The sequence below is a fragment of the Rathayibacter sp. AY1A4 genome (genome assembly GCF_002930955.1).
Lineage (GTDB): Bacteria > Actinomycetota > Actinomycetes > Actinomycetales > Microbacteriaceae > Rathayibacter.
In genome coordinates, this window is sequence record NZ_PSTN01000042.1 from 1 (window position 1) to 13,590 (window position 13,590).

Below are 13,590 nucleotides of genomic sequence, written 5' to 3' on the forward strand. Positions count from 1 at the left end.
GACGCCACCGCCCTCTTCACCGCAGCCGCCGCACTCGCTCTCGCGGGAACCGTCGTCGCGCTCAGAGCCGAACGCAAGCAGGAGCTCATCACCGAGTCGCCGGAAGACCGAGCGACGACATAGCGCAGCGCCCCCTCTGCCGCTCAACGATCCCCTTACGGAACACATGATCGTGGAGTGCTGAACGTTCTGATTCATGGCGTGTTCACCGACGTGCCGGACCATGATGCTCATGGAAACACGAGAACTGGCATGGGGGATTCTGGCGTGGCCGGCCGTTGCGGTCCTCGCGCTGCTGCGAACAGCGGGCAGCTGGGATGTATCGGGCGGGTCCGCAGCAGGGCTCATCGCGGGCACGGCAGCTGCGTTCACTGTCGCGGGCGCACTCCTGTGGCTTCCCTCGAGTCTCTGGCTCGACCGGCGGACACGCCGCTTCCCGCGTGTCGGGCAGGCGGCCGCGTTCCTGGGTCTGGGACTCGTGATCGGCGCCGCCGCCTCCACCGCACTGGTACTCGCGTCGGGAAACGCGACCTGGCCCTCCTCCGCGGGCCTCATCACGGAATACGCAGTCACGGCAGGCATCGCCTCCCTCCTCGGCCGGCTCCTCGCCACCACCCTTCGCGCGAAGAAGCTGCCGATCGTTCCGACGGCGGCGAATCGCGTGAACCGCTGAACGATCCCCCTACGGGACGGCACAAGTCTTCGCACTCGAGGGGACTTGGCCAAGGGTGCAGCGATTTGCAGCGCTGCGGACACTTCTTGGTATGAGCGTCACTGATGAGCAGGACTGGGCTCGCGTCGTAGCGGGTGAGGGTGAGGCGTTCGGTCGCATCTTCGACCGGCACCGCGACCGCGTCCGCCGGCACGCGCTCGGGCTCGCTCCGACTCCTGGGGAGGCGGAGGACGTGGTGTCGTTGACGTTCCTCGAGGCGTGGCGCAAGCGCGAGCGGATCCCATACGGGACGGCCCGGGCCTAGTTCAAGCGTCGCGGAGCATCGACCGAACAGCCTCGAGCGTGAACCCCATCGCCACGGCGAGCTCGTCCTCGTTGGCACCGAGAAGAACAGCGGAGCGCGCAGCAGAAACGACCCTCTCCCTCCCACTGGATCCCGAGGGCTGGCTGCGAAGAAGTGCACTCTCCTCCGACGCGCGCACGAGCGCTGCCTCCGCTTCACTGCACAGAAGCCTCGGCGGCTCGTTGAGATCGATACGCTACCCACGCGCGGACGGCTCAGTGGCTTCATCCATGTCCCGAAGCTACCCAACGTCGACGTCGAGCACCGCCGCCGCACCCCGACAGCCTCGAGCGCTGCGGCAAGCTCGACATCCGGCAACATGCGCTGATCCTCCCGGACGCCCGGCCAGCGATCCCCATATGGGACGCGACGCTGGGAACGTCGAGGAGGATGGCTGTTATGCCAGTCGTCTTCGATGGAACCGTGTGGACGCACTACTCCCAGCTGCAACTCACAACCGGCGCTGCGTCGGTTGAGGATCCTCGTGATGCGTTCGACGGACAAGAGAATGGGCTGTGCGGAGCGAGCTTGCCCGGCGCCCTCTTCATGCGGACAGGTATCCACACCGGGTACGTACAGGTTCGAGTCAGCACGTTGGACACAGCGCCTGAGCTCGGCTTGTGGGAGGAGATCGTCGAGGCGAGCTTCCAGCCCGAAGGACCGGATGCGGTGCTTAGCGGATGGTCTGGGGACTCCGCCGCGTCGTTCCAGCTCACGGCGTCCGCCTATCGGGCCCGGTGGTGCGCTTCCGGCATGGAAGAGGGCCGGCGACAAGATGTCGCCGACGAAGCGCATCCGGCGCCTGACCGGTACGCGCTGTATCTGTGGCCGGCGCCTGCCTCGGCGGACGCGGTAGTGCGGCGAACCTCGGCAATTGCCGCGTACTGGCACAACGACGCCTCTCCGCGCAGCTAGCTTCACCAGGGCGATCGCTCGTTCGGTGAACGATCTCCAGCAGCGATGCGGGTGAGAGCGGCACACCTAGACTCCTGCGCATGACTGCTTCGTCATCCGTGGACGTGTCGCGGCGCCGACGTCGTCCGGCTCGTCGCCGCCTGTCCTTCTTCGGCGTCTTGGGTGAGCTGCTGATGACCGTAGGGGTGCTCGTTCTGCTGTTCCTCGCCTGGCAGCTGTGGTGGAACGATGCGGTGATCGCAGGGCGGCAGGAAGATCAAGCGGCCGAGCTGCGCCAGAGCTGGGGCGATGACGCGCCGTCCGCGGAGGCGCCGTCCGAGCCGACCGCTGAGCCGGCCGTCCCCGGTGACCCGGTGATCGCGCCGGTCGCAGCTCTGGACACCACGTTCGGCAACCTCTACATCCCCCGGTACGGCGAGGGGTGGGTGCGCACGATCGCTGAGGGCGTCGACGCGGAGAACGTGCTCGACGTGGGCAGCATCGGCCACTACCCGGGAACGCAGATGCCCGGCGAAATGGGGAACTTCGCGATCGCGGCGCACCGCTCCGCCGCCGGCGGAGGAATGCACCTCATCGATGAGCTGCAACTAGGTGACGCGATCTACATCGAGACCGCCGACGGCTGGTACACCTATCGGTTCCGGAACCTCGAATACGTGCAGCCCTCCGAAGTGCAGGTCATCGATCCGGTCCCCTGGACGAGCGACGTCGTTCCGACGGATCGTCTGATCACGATGACGAGCTGCAATCCGCTGCTGTCGACCGCGGAGCGGATCATCGCCTACGGCGTCTTCGAGTCGTGGCAGCCCCGCTCCGCAGGAGCGCCCGCCGAACTCGCCTCTTCCCTCGCGACCTGACGTCCGGCGTCGGCGCTGGCACCGCGACGAGGGCGGCGAGCCGGTTTCATGCTGCGGCAGACGTTTGCGGGTCGGGTGGACATGTACAGGATGAACCCGCTTTCGAAGGAGCCCGTCATGACTGCCGCCCCTGACCGAGACCCCCTGGACGTCCTGCTGGATGAGTCCAGCCCCCGCACATCGACAGTGACGAACGACGTCGCTGTCGAGCTGGCCGAGCTTCAGCAGCTCGCGGCGGCAGAGGCCCGCGTCAACCGTCACCGCTGGGCGCGTCCTGCGGTCGCCGGAGTGGCGTCGCTGGTACTGCTCGGTGGCATGGCGACCGCGGCCGCCGCGGCGACGGGCGCGTGGTCGCCGTGGGCGGAGACGCCGGACGCCTCGATCACCTATTCGCTGCCCAGCGGTGTTCAGTGTGAGGAGCGCATGGGAGACGTTCAAGGAACCGATCCGGCGGCCGTCGCCGTGGTCGATAACTTCTACCAGACGACCGACATAGACGCCCTCCTCAGCGACGGGGCACTCCAGGAGACCATCGCGCAGCTGCGTACCGAGGACCGATCCTTCATCAACGCTGACGGATCCCGCACGCCGGCCGGCTACGGCACCGAGTTCTACAACGCCGACCGGGAGTACTCGACCGCCGTCGGGCGCATCATCAGCAACGCTCTCGACGCCGAGCTCACTGCGCAGAACGTCGACGTCGACGCCGCGAACCTCAGCATCGCGGGCGAGGCCCACTGCCCCGGAGCGACCTGGTGACCCGCAGGAAGACCGACGAGGCGGAGCGACTCACCGAGGCGCTGCGCGTCGCCTCGCCTGACCTGCTCAAGTACCTGCAACGCCGCCTCCCTCTCGAGGACGCCGCCGACGCACTCGCGGACGTCATGCTCACCGCATGGCGCCGCGTAGGCGCCCTTCCCCGCACCGCGGAGGAGTCGCGGATGTGGCTTTTCGGCATCGCCCGGAACGTCCTCTCGAACAGCACCCGCACTGAGAACAGGCGAGCCGACCTCTCCGGCCGGCTCCGCGGCGTTCTGGCGACCGCTCCTACCGAAGGACGCCCCGCCGACGAAGGAGTCGACGTGCGCGATGCGATCGCCAGGCTCGCGCCAGAACAGGCCGAGCTCGTCCGCCTCATCCACTGGGACGGCTTCTCCATCACCGAAGCAGGACAACTCCTCGGCGTCCCCGCGTCCACGGCACGCACCCGCTACCAACGAGCACGAGAAGACCTGCGGTCGGCCCTGGCGGCATCACCAGCAAGCGACGACGACGCCAAGCCCCTCCGAGCGGTCCGCTGAAAGCGTCCCGCAGATCGATCCCCATACGGAACACGCTGCAGCGAATGCCGGTAAGCGACCTGGGGCACGGGCGACGTCGGCTGCGGCGGGAACCGCGGGCAGCGGTCGTGTGTACCGGGATGACGCCTTCCCCAGCCGAGGTCGATACGCTCGCCACTCCGAGGAATGAGGTGGTCGTATGTACGGATCGAAGAGGCTCATCGATTTTGCCGTGGCCGAGGAGCAGGCACGGCGGCAGCGCATGGAAGCCGACCGCGAGACCGCGGATCACGGAGACGATCGCCCTGAGGGGTTCGATGCGAGCTCCACCCCTCTGCCCAGCTACAGACCTCTTGCAAGCGGCCGGGGCGACACTGCTAGCGACGACGCGGAGTAGCCCAGTCGCACAGTGCCGCGAGAACACACGCGCTGAGGAGCGCAACGACGCCGCGAGAAACGCCGCTATAGGTGACCGGTTTAGGATCCCGATACGGGACGCGCGCCAGCACTGTGATACCTCGCGCCACGGTGACCGAACGACGTCGGAACCGACGAGGATCCGAGGCGTGAAGAACAGCAGTGACGGTGAGCACTACCTCCTCCTCAGGACAGCCCTCTGGGCAGACGCCACCGACGTCGTTGGAATCTATGGCAGCGAGCAGCGCGCTCGGGAAGCAGCAGGTTCCTCTACGGGACCCGATCGGTGGACGCTCGAGGAGTGGAGAGGAGACGTGCGCCGCAGCAGTCTCCAGCTCCAGGCCGCTACGCGCTCACGCTGACGCAATGGAGTTGCACGGCTACAGTCACGAAGGAGGGTCGCGATGCGGCGACCGCTGGGGAGGTCGCTGTGGGCGAATCGAATGATGGCCGCTTCAAGAAGCTGCCCGATCGGATCGAGCCGGCTCAGCAGACCGTGAGCGTCCCGGCCAGCGAAGACGACTCCACGACGCCACCGCAACCGCCGGCCGGCGTTCCTGACCTCGTGATCGCGACTCGCGTGGCGGACGCCGCCACGATGACCGGCCTTCTCCGCCGTACGGCGGGGCGCGTTGCACTGACGGTCGTCGTCGTCGCGGCCGGCCTCGTCACCGTCCTCGCCGCGCTCAACCTGCGCTTGTAACCAGACCGATCAGCCGTGAGCGAGGACGGCGCGTCCGACAGCGGCGCCTCTCGACTCGCCCACCGAACATTCCGGGGATCCCATGCTCAGAGCACTTTCGTCCACTTCCATGTTCTGGATCGGTGTCGCCGGGATTCTCCTGGGCATCGTCTTCGGCACGATCGTGCCGTTCTGGATCGCCCCCTACCAAGCCAACGGATCACCCACCGTCGAACAGATCATCAGCACCATCCCGGTCCTCACACGAATCGCGGAGGGCATCGGCTACTCGTTCGTCGCAGGAGCCTTCGTCGTTCGCCACTTCGAGAAGCGCGAACTCGTCGACGCTCGACGGTCCGTGCACTTCGTCGGCCGAGCAGCCCGGAAAGACGAGCAGTAGCCCCTCCGAGCAGTCCGCTGAAAGCGTCCCGCGGATCGATCCCCTTACAGGACACTCTCGGTCGCGAGTCGGTAGCTCCTCGTGGTGAGAGCCGCGTCACGCCTACTGTTCTCTCGTGGGAGAACTCAAGGTAACGAGCTCGGCGGCGATCGAGGCCGCTTCACGTCGCGCCGAGGGGTGGATACGCCGTGGTTGAACGCCTGGACAGCTGGGACCCGAGCAGACTCTCGCCGGACCGGCAGACACCACCCCGCCAACGACGGTTGGTGAGACTGTCGATCGCGCTGGGAGCTCTAGCCGTCGTGGCGGCCGCGGTTCTGTGGGTGGGTGATCTGCTGTTCGGAGTGCATGGCCCTTCCCACTACGTCAGCATCACCAACGACACCGGAGCCTCACTCACCTGGTCCTGCTCCTGGTCCGATCTTCACCTCGCCGCCGGGGAGACAGGTCAGCTGCGAATCCTCGACCAGCCCGACCAGGACTACGGCTGCGTCCCACAAGCAGCGACCCCCTTCGTAGCGGCGGCGCACAACAACGACATCTGCCCGTCACTGACCTCTATGACCGAGGGAAGGCAGTTCACGGCAACCGACTTCGCGAAGACCTACCGCTGCCCGTAGCTGGATACGCGACCGGTGAACGATCCCCCTACGGGACGAACTAGCTTGCCCCGCAGGAGCCGACATGAGCGGCGGGCCGTCAGTGCGTGCTCTACGCCTCACGCACGGTCAGGAACCATGCCGTGTCGCGATCGGCGCCAGTTGTAGCCGCGCCGACGAGGTCGATTGGGTCGGTGCCGAGGGAGGCTGGGTCGATGTCGAGCGGACCGTCGCCGCAGTCCACGGTTTGGACAGTGGTCTTGCCTGTCGTGACCGTGCCGGTCTTGGAGTCGGAGTCGAGATGCAGTTCGACCGTGCCATCCCCGAAGCATTCGAAGGTGATGGCGCCGGGCAGTACCGGTTGGTCGAAGGCAGATTCCAGCCGATCCCCTTCCTGCCCCGCGCTCGAATCGGACGACAGCACAGCGAGGAAAGGACCTCCCGCGTCGATGTCAGCCTGACGATCCGAGCGCCACTGGGTGAGCTGCGCGCGATCAACGGGCCCTGGCGCGCACGCGGTCATGGTGCCCACGACAGCCAGCAGGAGTGTGAGTGCAACAGAACGACGACTCATCTGCCCACCCTCGGTCCGGCCGGATTAGGTCGAGCGAGTCTCGTCGTCCGGTCTGGCGGAGAGTGTCGCGCCAGGCGACTCAACGTGCATCGAGGACGGCTCCAATCTGATCGAAGGATATATCGCGGATACGTTGCCACTCTTCCGCCTCACTCGCGGTTCCCCACCTCCGAACGAGCAGTTCGATGGTGACGTGGAGGGCATCGAGGGGGTAGCGCGTTACCTGTGCGACCCACTCGTAGGTCTGCGCAAGTCCGGCGGTCGTCGGAGTCGTGGACACGCCTCGAGCCATCAAGTGCAGCGACTCGCCGTGAGCAATGCCGGAGAGACGTGAGTAAGCCACGGCCCCGTCGATTCCTGTCGCATCCAAGACTTCCGATGCGAGCGTGGTGAAGCTCGGAGTCCTGCTGAGGAACTGGCGCAACGTCGGCATCTCCGTTGCAGCTACTCCCTCAGTGGTCTCTGCGAGTTGCGAGTGGAGAGTGGCATCGAACAGCGCCCGACCGTCCTCACCGGCGCTGTTCGGAGACATGATGCCTCGGCTGTAGAGCCCCTGTCCCTCTTTCGCCAGAAGGAGCGCAGCTCGATGCCGGCACTGAAGCGACGTGTCACTCGAAAGCATCCACCAGGCTCGCCCCAACGCTTCGACCGCTCCACGAGCGATCGTTCCGAGGGAGGTGGTCAACGGATCATCCTGTTGGAGCGCATATCCCAGCGCGCGGAGGTGATCGAGGCCGCTGGCCACAGAGATCGACATCTGGCTCACCGCCGCGGTGTAGGAGCGGTCGATGTAGAGTCCGGCCCCGAAGCCCGACGCTGGCGGGTTCTGCCAGGCGTTCATTGCGATCGTCTCCGCGCTGCGTGCCATCGCAAGGATGGCGCTACCGACCTGCGTCGCTGAATACACGTCGATAGGGCCACTGGGCCGGATGGCTGGCATCACGCACTACCTAAGCAACTGGACGGCGACGCCGGCGGCGACGTCCTCGCCCTCGATGGTGGCGAATCCGGTGACTGTGCCGATCGCGTCGACGCCGAGTGAGGAGTCCGGGACCCGGGCGACGAGCGAGGCGCCACGGTCCGTGACGTGCGTGGCGTCGTAGTTGGCTTGGGTGGCGCTCTCGAACTCGAAGACGAACGCCTTCGTCTCCTGCTCTGAGAGGCGGACGCCGAAGTGCTTCGCCGTGGCGCCATCAGCGCCGGTGAGCTCGATGGCGTAGGTCAACCATCCCACCGACTGTGGCAGTTCGAGCGGGTCGCCCAGAGTGAAGGTCGCGGTGATCCCGGAGGGGTCGGTGGCGACGTGAACGGCCAGCAACTCGCGGGGCGTCGGGGTGCTCATGCGCTCACCCTAGAACCGCCTCGGCTCCGTGGACACGCCCAGAATCCGGTGGGAGGGTGGGCGCATGTCGAAGCCTCGGACCAAGCTCGCACGTGCTGCGCTGATCAGCAACGGCATGGTCTGGTTCGGGCTATCGTTCATGCTCTTCGCAATCGCCGGCGAGCAGACCTACGCGGCGTTCACCGGTGAGTGGTTCAACGTGCTCGGGTGGGTGCTGATCGTCGCCGTGGCCGCCGGCCTGACGGTGGTCGGGGTGATCGAGAACCGGAACATCCGGGCGGGGAAGAAGTACAAGCCGCGGCCCCGCCGCTGATCGCTACTCGGCTGCAGCCTCGGCGGACACGACGGCGCGGGCGCGCTCGATGTAGCTGAGGCCGGCGGCGCGCAGCGCGTCGACCGTCATCTTGCGCTCCTCCCTGGGGGCTCCGATGACGGGCAGGGGCGTGGTGAGCAGGGCGACGTCGCGCAGGTCGTGCGCGAGGTCTTCGTCGTAGATCCCGGTGTCTCGGTCAGCGAAGCCGACGACCTTGATGCCGGTCGTGAGACCCCGGCTGGTGAGGGTGTCGCGGACGACGGTGAGGTAGGCATCCTGGTACGCGGCGACGTCGCGGTCCCAGACCTCGGTGATGGCGCGGGAGAGCCGTTCCGTCGCGCGGTACAGGTCGTACCGGGGGTCGCCTGCGTCCTTGGCGCGGTTGAGGACCGCGTGGTGGATCTCTCCGAGCTGCTCGTACTGCTCGGTGCTCAGGGAGCCGGCGGTGGACATTTCGGCGGCGAACGCTGCGATCCGGGCTGTCTCTTCGGCGGTGGTGTGTTCTTGCGTCATCGCCGCCGTGTCGACGTCGGTGCTGGCGAAGAGGTCGATCTGGTCTTGGTCAGCGAGGGCGAGGAGCCCGAAGTCCTCCAGGTCGGATTCTGCTGAGACGACGACGCTGACGGGAGTGGTGCGCCATTTGAGGGTCCGGTGGCCGCGAGCGTCTTCCTGGGCGAAGTGCTGCTCGAGCATCGCGGGGAAGCAGCCGCAGTCCTCGTGCTCGTCGTGGTGGTGGCCGATACAGCGGTCGTCGGCGCAGCCGCATTCGTCGCCGGCCCACTCCGCGATGGAGGGCGAGCCGTGCTCGCGCGCCCATTCGTCAGGGTCGATTTCCTGGGCGCGGAGGGTGCTGATCACGTCGGGGTAGAGCTTCATCGTGGGTGTCCTGTCTGATGAGGCGCGACGGCCGGCGGTCGCGACGGGTGCGAGCGCGTCCATCGTCGCATCCGGCCATGACACTGGCTGTGCTGCTGTGGTGCGAGGCCCTGGGGTCGAGGGGATTCTCCCTCCCCTGTGGGCCGGCCCGGTCGGGGTCGGGACGTTACGCGTCAGATCTGGCCGGAGCGGTGTGGGAGCGGATGGCATAGACGAGGCCGCCGATGATCAGCCCCAACGACACGATCAGCAGCGCTGTAAGGAACCAGCTCGGGTTGATTACGGCGAGTACGTCACCGGAGCCCAATTGCTCATAAGTGCACCTGAGGCCGAGCGGCCACAGTGAAGCGCCTGCCAGGGTCTCCGTTTCCACGCCGGGAAAGAGAACGCCGTACCAGGCGTAACAGGTCTCGGTGCCGTTTCTGACCTGGCCGTAGAGCTCGAAGATCAAGACCAGGAGCCCAGCGACTCCGGCTCCGATCGACACTTTCGGTCCGGTCGTCACGAAGGGTGCCCCTCTGCCATCACTGCGGTTTTCGCGTCCGTAGCCTAGCCACCGGTGAGAGCACAGGCATGATGCGGGTGCGTGGCGGGGGGGGTCGAGGGGGGTTCTCCCCCTCGTGCGGGCCGGGCCGTTTCGGGTCGGCCCGCGCAGGCGCAGGCGCTCAGAGCGTGAGCGTGTGGAGGATCAGGGTCGTCGAGCCGATGGGCTTTGGGAAGTCGGTGTAGTCGAGGGTGGCGCGGCGGTTGCTGATGAGGTCGAGAGCGATCAGCTCCTCCTCGGACTCGTCCGTCATGTCGCCGGGCTCTTCGTCCCATTCGCGCAGGACCTGCCGGTCGGCGTCGAGGACTTTCCACAGTCCCCAGACGTGGGCGATGGGGCCGGTCGTTTCGTATGTGAAGACGAGGGCGGTCGCGGTGGGCCAGCCGTAGGCGGCCGCGGCGACGATCAGCGCTCGCGCTGCGGTGGCGGTCGCGTCGGCGTCGCCGGACGCGGCCGCGGCGTCGACGGCGACCTCGGCGGCGCGCAGCGTCGGGTCGTCCTGGTACGGGTCGAAGCGGTGGGCGGGGCGGGGTGCGGTGGTCGTGGTGGTCATGGTCGGGCCTTCCTGTGCAGCAGTGGGAGAAGAGGAGGAGGGGCGGGGACCGGCGCGAGCCGGTCCCGCCGGAGGGGCTAGCTGAGCCCCGCGGCGTCGGCGGGGGTGCTGTCGCCGGTGACGACCTGCTCGACCGGGGAGAGCGCGTAACCCCAGGCCGCGAGCTGACGGAAGTGCTCGGCCGTGCGCTCGTCGCCGCGACGCCAGGACTCCTTACTCGTGTGCGCCTCCTGCCCTCCGAGGACGACGGCCAGCGCGACCAGGCGGGCCTTCGCGGGGTTCGCCTCGACCAGCGCTGCGAGGGCGTCGGCGCGGTAGCCGGAGGGGCGCTCGATGCGCAGCAGCGCGTGCGCGAGATCGCTGCCGCCCGTCATCCCGGAGGACACCGCGAACCGGTGGGTGGTGAGGCCGAGAGCGATGATGCGATCCGCGTCCTTGGGGAGGGTCTTGCGGGCGAGGAACGTCGCGATCCACTCGCGGCGCACCTTCTCGGCCGCGTTCCACGCCTTGTTGTTGGCGATGAGCACCTTCCGCTCCGCGGACTTCTCGGCGGCCTCCTCCTCGGTTTCCTCCTCGGTCTGCGGCTGCTCGGGGGCTCCGTAGGCGTAGGTGAATCCGGCGGCGGTGGGATCCTGGACCAGGAGCGTGACCTCGACCTCGCCCCGCCAGCTGGTGCCGATGAGCACTCCGCGGCCGGCAGCGGCGGCGACCTGCTCGGGAGTGACGCTCTTCCCGTCCTCGCCGCGCAGCTGCCGCACCGGCGTCCACGTCGCCTGGTCGCCGTAAGCGTCGGAGCGGGTGAGGATCTGGAAGCCGTTGCCGATGTACTCGGCGGCGGTCGCCGCGAGGAGCGCCTGGTGCGCGGCCTCGTCGCGGAGGGTCTGCGCGGTGTGCTCGAACTGGGCCGGGTCGTGGGTGGCGACCTCGATCAGGTTCGCGCGGGCGTCGGAGTCGTCCTCGAACTCCAACAGCACCGCCGCCTGGTCCAGGGTCAGCTCGTGCTCGTGCAGAACGGACGTGACGGTCGCGGACTCCGCGACCGCAAGGCCCTTCTTCACCGCGTCGGTCTTGGTGCCGGTGCGCTTGGCGATCGCTGCAGCGGACACGCCCTCAAACGCGAGCTGCGCCCACGCGGCGGTGCGGTCCGCGACGCTCAGCTCGGCGCGCTGGTCGTTCTCGATGATCTGCTGAACGATCCGATCCGCGGTTGTCTCGTCGCCCTCCACGACGTAGACCGGGATCGTGGGCACTCCGGCCTCGCGGGCGGCGAGGGTGCGGCGCTGTCCGGCGCGGACGATGACGTTGCCGTGCTCGTCGCGGCGGGCGAGGACCGGGGTGATGACGCCGTTCTCGCGGATCGACGCGATGAAGTCCTTCGTCAGCGGGGCGCTGGTGCGGACGTTCTGCTCGATCACGAGGACGGTCGGGTCGATGTGCTGAACGGTCCCGGTTCCGGTGGTGATAGTCACGATGGTTTCTCCTTGATCGGTGTGCGATCATTGAGGCGACAAGTCCCGTGGTTCTAACCCAACTACGGGGCTTTTGTCGTCTTCCTGATCGTTTTTCTTTGCCTCTCCGGCGGGATGAAATCAATTGAGTGGAGTCGGCGGAGTGACGGCTCTCTCGGGCGAAATAAGCCCGCAGGGCGCGTCCGAGAGAGACGGCACGTAGCCGACGGAGCGAGATAGATTGAAACCGCGGAGAGGTGAAGAAAACGGGTAATCCGGCCGCGTAGCGGCTCCCGCCGGCGGTGCTCCGTCACCGCTGCGCGTGCGCAGCTCGCGCCCCCGGAACGGGGAAGACCGGGGAGTGTGAGGGGGTCGCCCCTCACGGGCCGGCCCGGAAGGCCGGCCCGCGCCGCGCGGCTACCGGTCGGCGGGCTCGGAGCAGTTGGCGCAGTCGCACGGCCCGCTGGGGTTCTCCGTCCGCTCGACGGCCGCGATCTGCGCGGCCTGCTCCGCCGGGGAGAGCGCCTGCCACCCCTCATCCGCGCGCCGGTTCAGCTCGATGCGTGCCGCACGCTCGTCCAGCGTCTCCGGGGTCGGGGTGAGGAAAGCGGCCAGTGCCGCGCCGGTGTCCTGCTTGTCGGCGGGGGTGAGGAACGCGATCAGCGCGGCGGCGTAGGCGGTGCCGTCGTCGGTGACGGGGAATCCGCCCGGAGCTCCTTCGCCGGGAAGAGTGAGCGTGTTGCGGATGTGCGCGAGGATTTCGGCGTCCGTGGCGGTCGCGTCGTCGTCAGACTCGGCGCGGCGGGTGTCGAGGATGAGGGCCAGCTGTTCGGCCGTGGCGCGGCCGGTGTCGGTGCGGGTCATGGTGTGGTCCTCTCAGCGGTTCAGGAACGGGGCGACGCGGCGGATCGCTGCGCGGCGGGCGTGGGCGACGCAGTGGCGGAATGAGCCGCTGGTGATGCCGTGCAGCTGGTCGGAGTGCCACGCCTCCCAGACGCCGGACGTGCGGCGGGTGACGTGCACCGAGGGCGTCGTCTGGGGGTCGGTGCCCACGACACGGATATCGACCGCGCGGGTGTTGGCAAGGGTGAGGTAGGTCTTCGCGGTGGTCTGCAAGTCGGTGGTGGTCTGCATGGTGTGGGTGCTCCCTCTGGCTGATCGTTTTTCTTTGCCTCTCCGGCGGGGAAAACCGTTTGAGTGGAGGCGGCGCAGTGACGCCGAGAGCGGGCGAAATAAGCCCGCAGGGCGCGTCCGCTCTCGGTGGCACGGAGCCGGTGGAGCGAAATAGGTTGAAACCGCGGAGAGGTGAAGAAAACGGGTGGAACGGGCCGCATCGCGGCCTCCCCTTGGCGGTGCTCCGTCGCCGCTGCGCGAGTGCAGCTCGCGCCCCGGAACGGGACACCGGGGAGCGTGAGGGGGTCGCCCCTCACGGGCCGGCGCCGCCGGCCCCACACTCGAGCGGGTCGTGTCAGCGTCGGATGCGACGATGGAGGCATGTGGGAGCTGGCACACCGGACGCGCGCGGAATCGGCATCAACGGTGTTGCGCAGCAACGCGGCGACGAGCGCCGCGGCGATCGCGGAAGTGCGCGCAGCGATCCCGGAGGATCACGTCATCCTCTACGTGCTCCGCGTCGAGAACTGAGCGGGCGCTCTACTCCGCGGCGCTGCGGCGGGGTGCGCGCTGGGTGGTTGTGGTGACGACGGCGGTCGCGCGGGTGAGGTTGGGGCCGATGGCGTCGGCTTCGAGGACGCGGCCGGTGCGGCGGTTCTCG

At 67.9% G+C, this 13,590-nt stretch carries 20 protein-coding genes; 11 read left to right on the forward strand and 9 right to left on the reverse strand.

From position 1 onward, the window contains the following. The first annotated feature begins 223 nt into the window (after positions 1-223). From C5B92_RS17085 to C5B92_RS16275, 9 genes are all read left to right on the forward strand, one after another. Complete coding sequence (locus tag C5B92_RS17085; RefSeq protein ID WP_146079377.1) at positions 224-673, forward strand: hypothetical protein; 450 nt, start codon at positions 224-226, stop codon at positions 671-673. A 91-nt stretch (positions 674-764) separates the two neighbouring features. After that, positions 765-977: a sigma factor gene (locus C5B92_RS16235; protein ID WP_104234406.1), complete on the forward strand. Its 213-nt coding sequence runs from the start codon at positions 765-767 to the stop codon at positions 975-977. Between the two features lie 438 nt (positions 978-1,415). Continuing rightward, on the forward strand, positions 1,416-1,931 hold the full coding sequence (locus C5B92_RS16240; RefSeq protein ID WP_104234405.1) for a hypothetical protein: 516 nt from the start codon (positions 1,416-1,418) through the stop codon (positions 1,929-1,931). A gap of 80 nt (positions 1,932-2,011) precedes the next feature. Beyond that, positions 2,012-2,788 carry a class E sortase gene (locus C5B92_RS16245; RefSeq protein WP_104234404.1) on the forward strand — a complete coding sequence of 259 codons (777 nt, stop codon included), beginning with the start codon at positions 2,012-2,014 and terminating at the stop codon, positions 2,786-2,788. 117 nt (positions 2,789-2,905) lie between these two features. Beyond that, complete coding sequence (locus tag C5B92_RS16250) at positions 2,906-3,547, forward strand: hypothetical protein (protein ID WP_146079378.1); 642 nt, start codon at positions 2,906-2,908, stop codon at positions 3,545-3,547. Next, on the forward strand, positions 3,544-4,089 hold the full coding sequence (locus tag C5B92_RS16255) for an RNA polymerase sigma factor (RefSeq protein WP_104248323.1): 546 nt from the start codon (positions 3,544-3,546) through the stop codon (positions 4,087-4,089). The genes C5B92_RS16250 and C5B92_RS16255 overlap by 4 nt, the downstream gene beginning before the upstream one ends. Before the next feature lie 826 nt (positions 4,090-4,915). Then, positions 4,916-5,188 carry a hypothetical protein gene (locus tag C5B92_RS16265; RefSeq protein WP_104227086.1) on the forward strand — a complete coding sequence of 91 codons (273 nt, stop codon included), beginning with the start codon at positions 4,916-4,918 and terminating at the stop codon, positions 5,186-5,188. Between the two features lie 109 nt (positions 5,189-5,297). Continuing rightward, positions 5,298-5,567 carry a hypothetical protein gene (locus tag C5B92_RS16270; protein ID WP_104224259.1) on the forward strand — a complete coding sequence of 90 codons (270 nt, stop codon included), beginning with the start codon at positions 5,298-5,300 and terminating at the stop codon, positions 5,565-5,567. A 344-nt stretch (positions 5,568-5,911) separates the two neighbouring features. After that, positions 5,912-6,187: a hypothetical protein gene (locus tag C5B92_RS16275; RefSeq protein WP_146078503.1), complete on the forward strand. Its 276-nt coding sequence runs from the start codon at positions 5,912-5,914 to the stop codon at positions 6,185-6,187. 91 nt (positions 6,188-6,278) lie between these two features. Here C5B92_RS16275 and C5B92_RS16280 read toward each other — a convergent pair whose 3' ends face one another. The 3 genes from C5B92_RS16280 to C5B92_RS16290 all read right to left on the reverse strand — a co-directional run bounded on the left by C5B92_RS16280 (position 6,279) and on the right by C5B92_RS16290 (position 8,082). Beyond that, a complete protein-coding gene (locus C5B92_RS16280; RefSeq protein ID WP_146079379.1) occupies positions 6,279-6,698 on the reverse strand; it encodes a hypothetical protein in 420 nt (139 codons plus the stop codon). A 121-nt stretch (positions 6,699-6,819) separates the two neighbouring features. Next, positions 6,820-7,581: a hypothetical protein gene (locus C5B92_RS16285; protein ID WP_104248325.1), complete on the reverse strand. Its 762-nt coding sequence runs from the start codon at positions 7,579-7,581 to the stop codon at positions 6,820-6,822. A 105-nt stretch (positions 7,582-7,686) separates the two neighbouring features. After that, the gene (locus C5B92_RS16290) at positions 7,687-8,082 is read right to left on the reverse strand and encodes a hypothetical protein (protein ID WP_104248326.1); all 396 of its coding nucleotides are present in this window, start codon (positions 8,080-8,082) and stop codon (positions 7,687-7,689) included. A gap of 64 nt (positions 8,083-8,146) precedes the next feature. Here C5B92_RS16290 and C5B92_RS16295 point away from each other — a divergent pair, with 64 nt between their 5' ends. Beyond that, positions 8,147-8,395 carry a hypothetical protein gene (locus C5B92_RS16295; RefSeq protein ID WP_104248327.1) on the forward strand — a complete coding sequence of 83 codons (249 nt, stop codon included), beginning with the start codon at positions 8,147-8,149 and terminating at the stop codon, positions 8,393-8,395. A 3-nt stretch (positions 8,396-8,398) separates the two neighbouring features. On the opposite strand, the gene C5B92_RS17460 is transcribed toward C5B92_RS16295, so the two are convergent. From C5B92_RS17460 to C5B92_RS16330, 6 genes are all read right to left on the reverse strand, one after another. Then, the gene (locus C5B92_RS17460; RefSeq protein ID WP_181027282.1) at positions 8,399-9,271 is read right to left on the reverse strand and encodes a hypothetical protein; all 873 of its coding nucleotides are present in this window, start codon (positions 9,269-9,271) and stop codon (positions 8,399-8,401) included. Between the two features lie 166 nt (positions 9,272-9,437). Beyond that, positions 9,438-9,722 (reverse strand): hypothetical protein, encoded by a 285-nt coding sequence (locus C5B92_RS16310; protein ID WP_146082987.1) that lies wholly within the window; start codon positions 9,720-9,722, stop codon positions 9,438-9,440. A 214-nt stretch (positions 9,723-9,936) separates the two neighbouring features. Further along, positions 9,937-10,368 (reverse strand): hypothetical protein, encoded by a 432-nt coding sequence (locus C5B92_RS16315; RefSeq protein WP_104258302.1) that lies wholly within the window; start codon positions 10,366-10,368, stop codon positions 9,937-9,939. A gap of 77 nt (positions 10,369-10,445) precedes the next feature. After that, positions 10,446-11,837 carry a ParB/RepB/Spo0J family partition protein gene (locus tag C5B92_RS16320; protein WP_181028872.1) on the reverse strand — a complete coding sequence of 464 codons (1,392 nt, stop codon included), beginning with the start codon at positions 11,835-11,837 and terminating at the stop codon, positions 10,446-10,448. A 396-nt stretch (positions 11,838-12,233) separates the two neighbouring features. After that, the gene (locus C5B92_RS16325; protein ID WP_104258317.1) at positions 12,234-12,680 is read right to left on the reverse strand and encodes a hypothetical protein; all 447 of its coding nucleotides are present in this window, start codon (positions 12,678-12,680) and stop codon (positions 12,234-12,236) included. A gap of 12 nt (positions 12,681-12,692) precedes the next feature. Next, positions 12,693-12,950 (reverse strand): hypothetical protein, encoded by a 258-nt coding sequence (locus tag C5B92_RS16330; RefSeq protein WP_104258316.1) that lies wholly within the window; start codon positions 12,948-12,950, stop codon positions 12,693-12,695. A gap of 360 nt (positions 12,951-13,310) precedes the next feature. Here C5B92_RS16330 and C5B92_RS17465 point away from each other — a divergent pair, with 360 nt between their 5' ends. After that, the gene (locus C5B92_RS17465) at positions 13,311-13,460 is read left to right on the forward strand and encodes a hypothetical protein (protein ID WP_181028874.1); all 150 of its coding nucleotides are present in this window, start codon (positions 13,311-13,313) and stop codon (positions 13,458-13,460) included. Positions 13,461-13,590 lie beyond the last annotated feature (130 nt).

What these genes read in the sequence shown, in the direction of transcription:
- C5B92_RS17085 (WP_146079377.1), top strand. Translation starts at nt 224, where the DNA reads ATGATGCTCATGGAAACACGAGAACTGGCATGGGGGATTCTGGCGTGG.
- C5B92_RS16235 (WP_104234406.1), top strand. Translation starts at nt 765, where the DNA reads ATGAGCGTCACTGATGAGCAGGACTGGGCTCGCGTCGTAGCGGGTGAG.
- C5B92_RS16240 (WP_104234405.1), top strand. Translation starts at nt 1,416, where the DNA reads ATGCCAGTCGTCTTCGATGGAACCGTGTGGACGCACTACTCCCAGCTG.
- C5B92_RS16245 (WP_104234404.1), top strand. Translation starts at nt 2,012, where the DNA reads ATGACTGCTTCGTCATCCGTGGACGTGTCGCGGCGCCGACGTCGTCCG.
- C5B92_RS16250 (WP_146079378.1), top strand. Translation starts at nt 2,906, where the DNA reads ATGACTGCCGCCCCTGACCGAGACCCCCTGGACGTCCTGCTGGATGAG.
- C5B92_RS16270 (WP_104224259.1), top strand. Translation starts at nt 5,298, where the DNA reads ATGTTCTGGATCGGTGTCGCCGGGATTCTCCTGGGCATCGTCTTCGGC.
- C5B92_RS16285 (WP_104248325.1), bottom strand. Translation starts at nt 7,581, where the DNA reads ATGAACGCCTGGCAGAACCCGCCAGCGTCGGGCTTCGGGGCCGGACTC.
- C5B92_RS16290 (WP_104248326.1), bottom strand. Translation starts at nt 8,082, where the DNA reads ATGAGCACCCCGACGCCCCGCGAGTTGCTGGCCGTTCACGTCGCCACC.
- C5B92_RS16295 (WP_104248327.1), top strand. Translation starts at nt 8,147, where the DNA reads ATGTCGAAGCCTCGGACCAAGCTCGCACGTGCTGCGCTGATCAGCAAC.
- C5B92_RS17460 (WP_181027282.1), bottom strand. Translation starts at nt 9,271, where the DNA reads ATGAAGCTCTACCCCGACGTGATCAGCACCCTCCGCGCCCAGGAAATC.
- C5B92_RS16315 (WP_104258302.1), bottom strand. Translation starts at nt 10,368, where the DNA reads ATGACCACCACGACCACCGCACCCCGCCCCGCCCACCGCTTCGACCCG.
- C5B92_RS16325 (WP_104258317.1), bottom strand. Translation starts at nt 12,680, where the DNA reads ATGACCCGCACCGACACCGGCCGCGCCACGGCCGAACAGCTGGCCCTC.
- C5B92_RS16330 (WP_104258316.1), bottom strand. Translation starts at nt 12,950, where the DNA reads ATGCAGACCACCACCGACTTGCAGACCACCGCGAAGACCTACCTCACC.
- C5B92_RS17465 (WP_181028874.1), top strand. Translation starts at nt 13,311, where the DNA reads ATGTGGGAGCTGGCACACCGGACGCGCGCGGAATCGGCATCAACGGTG.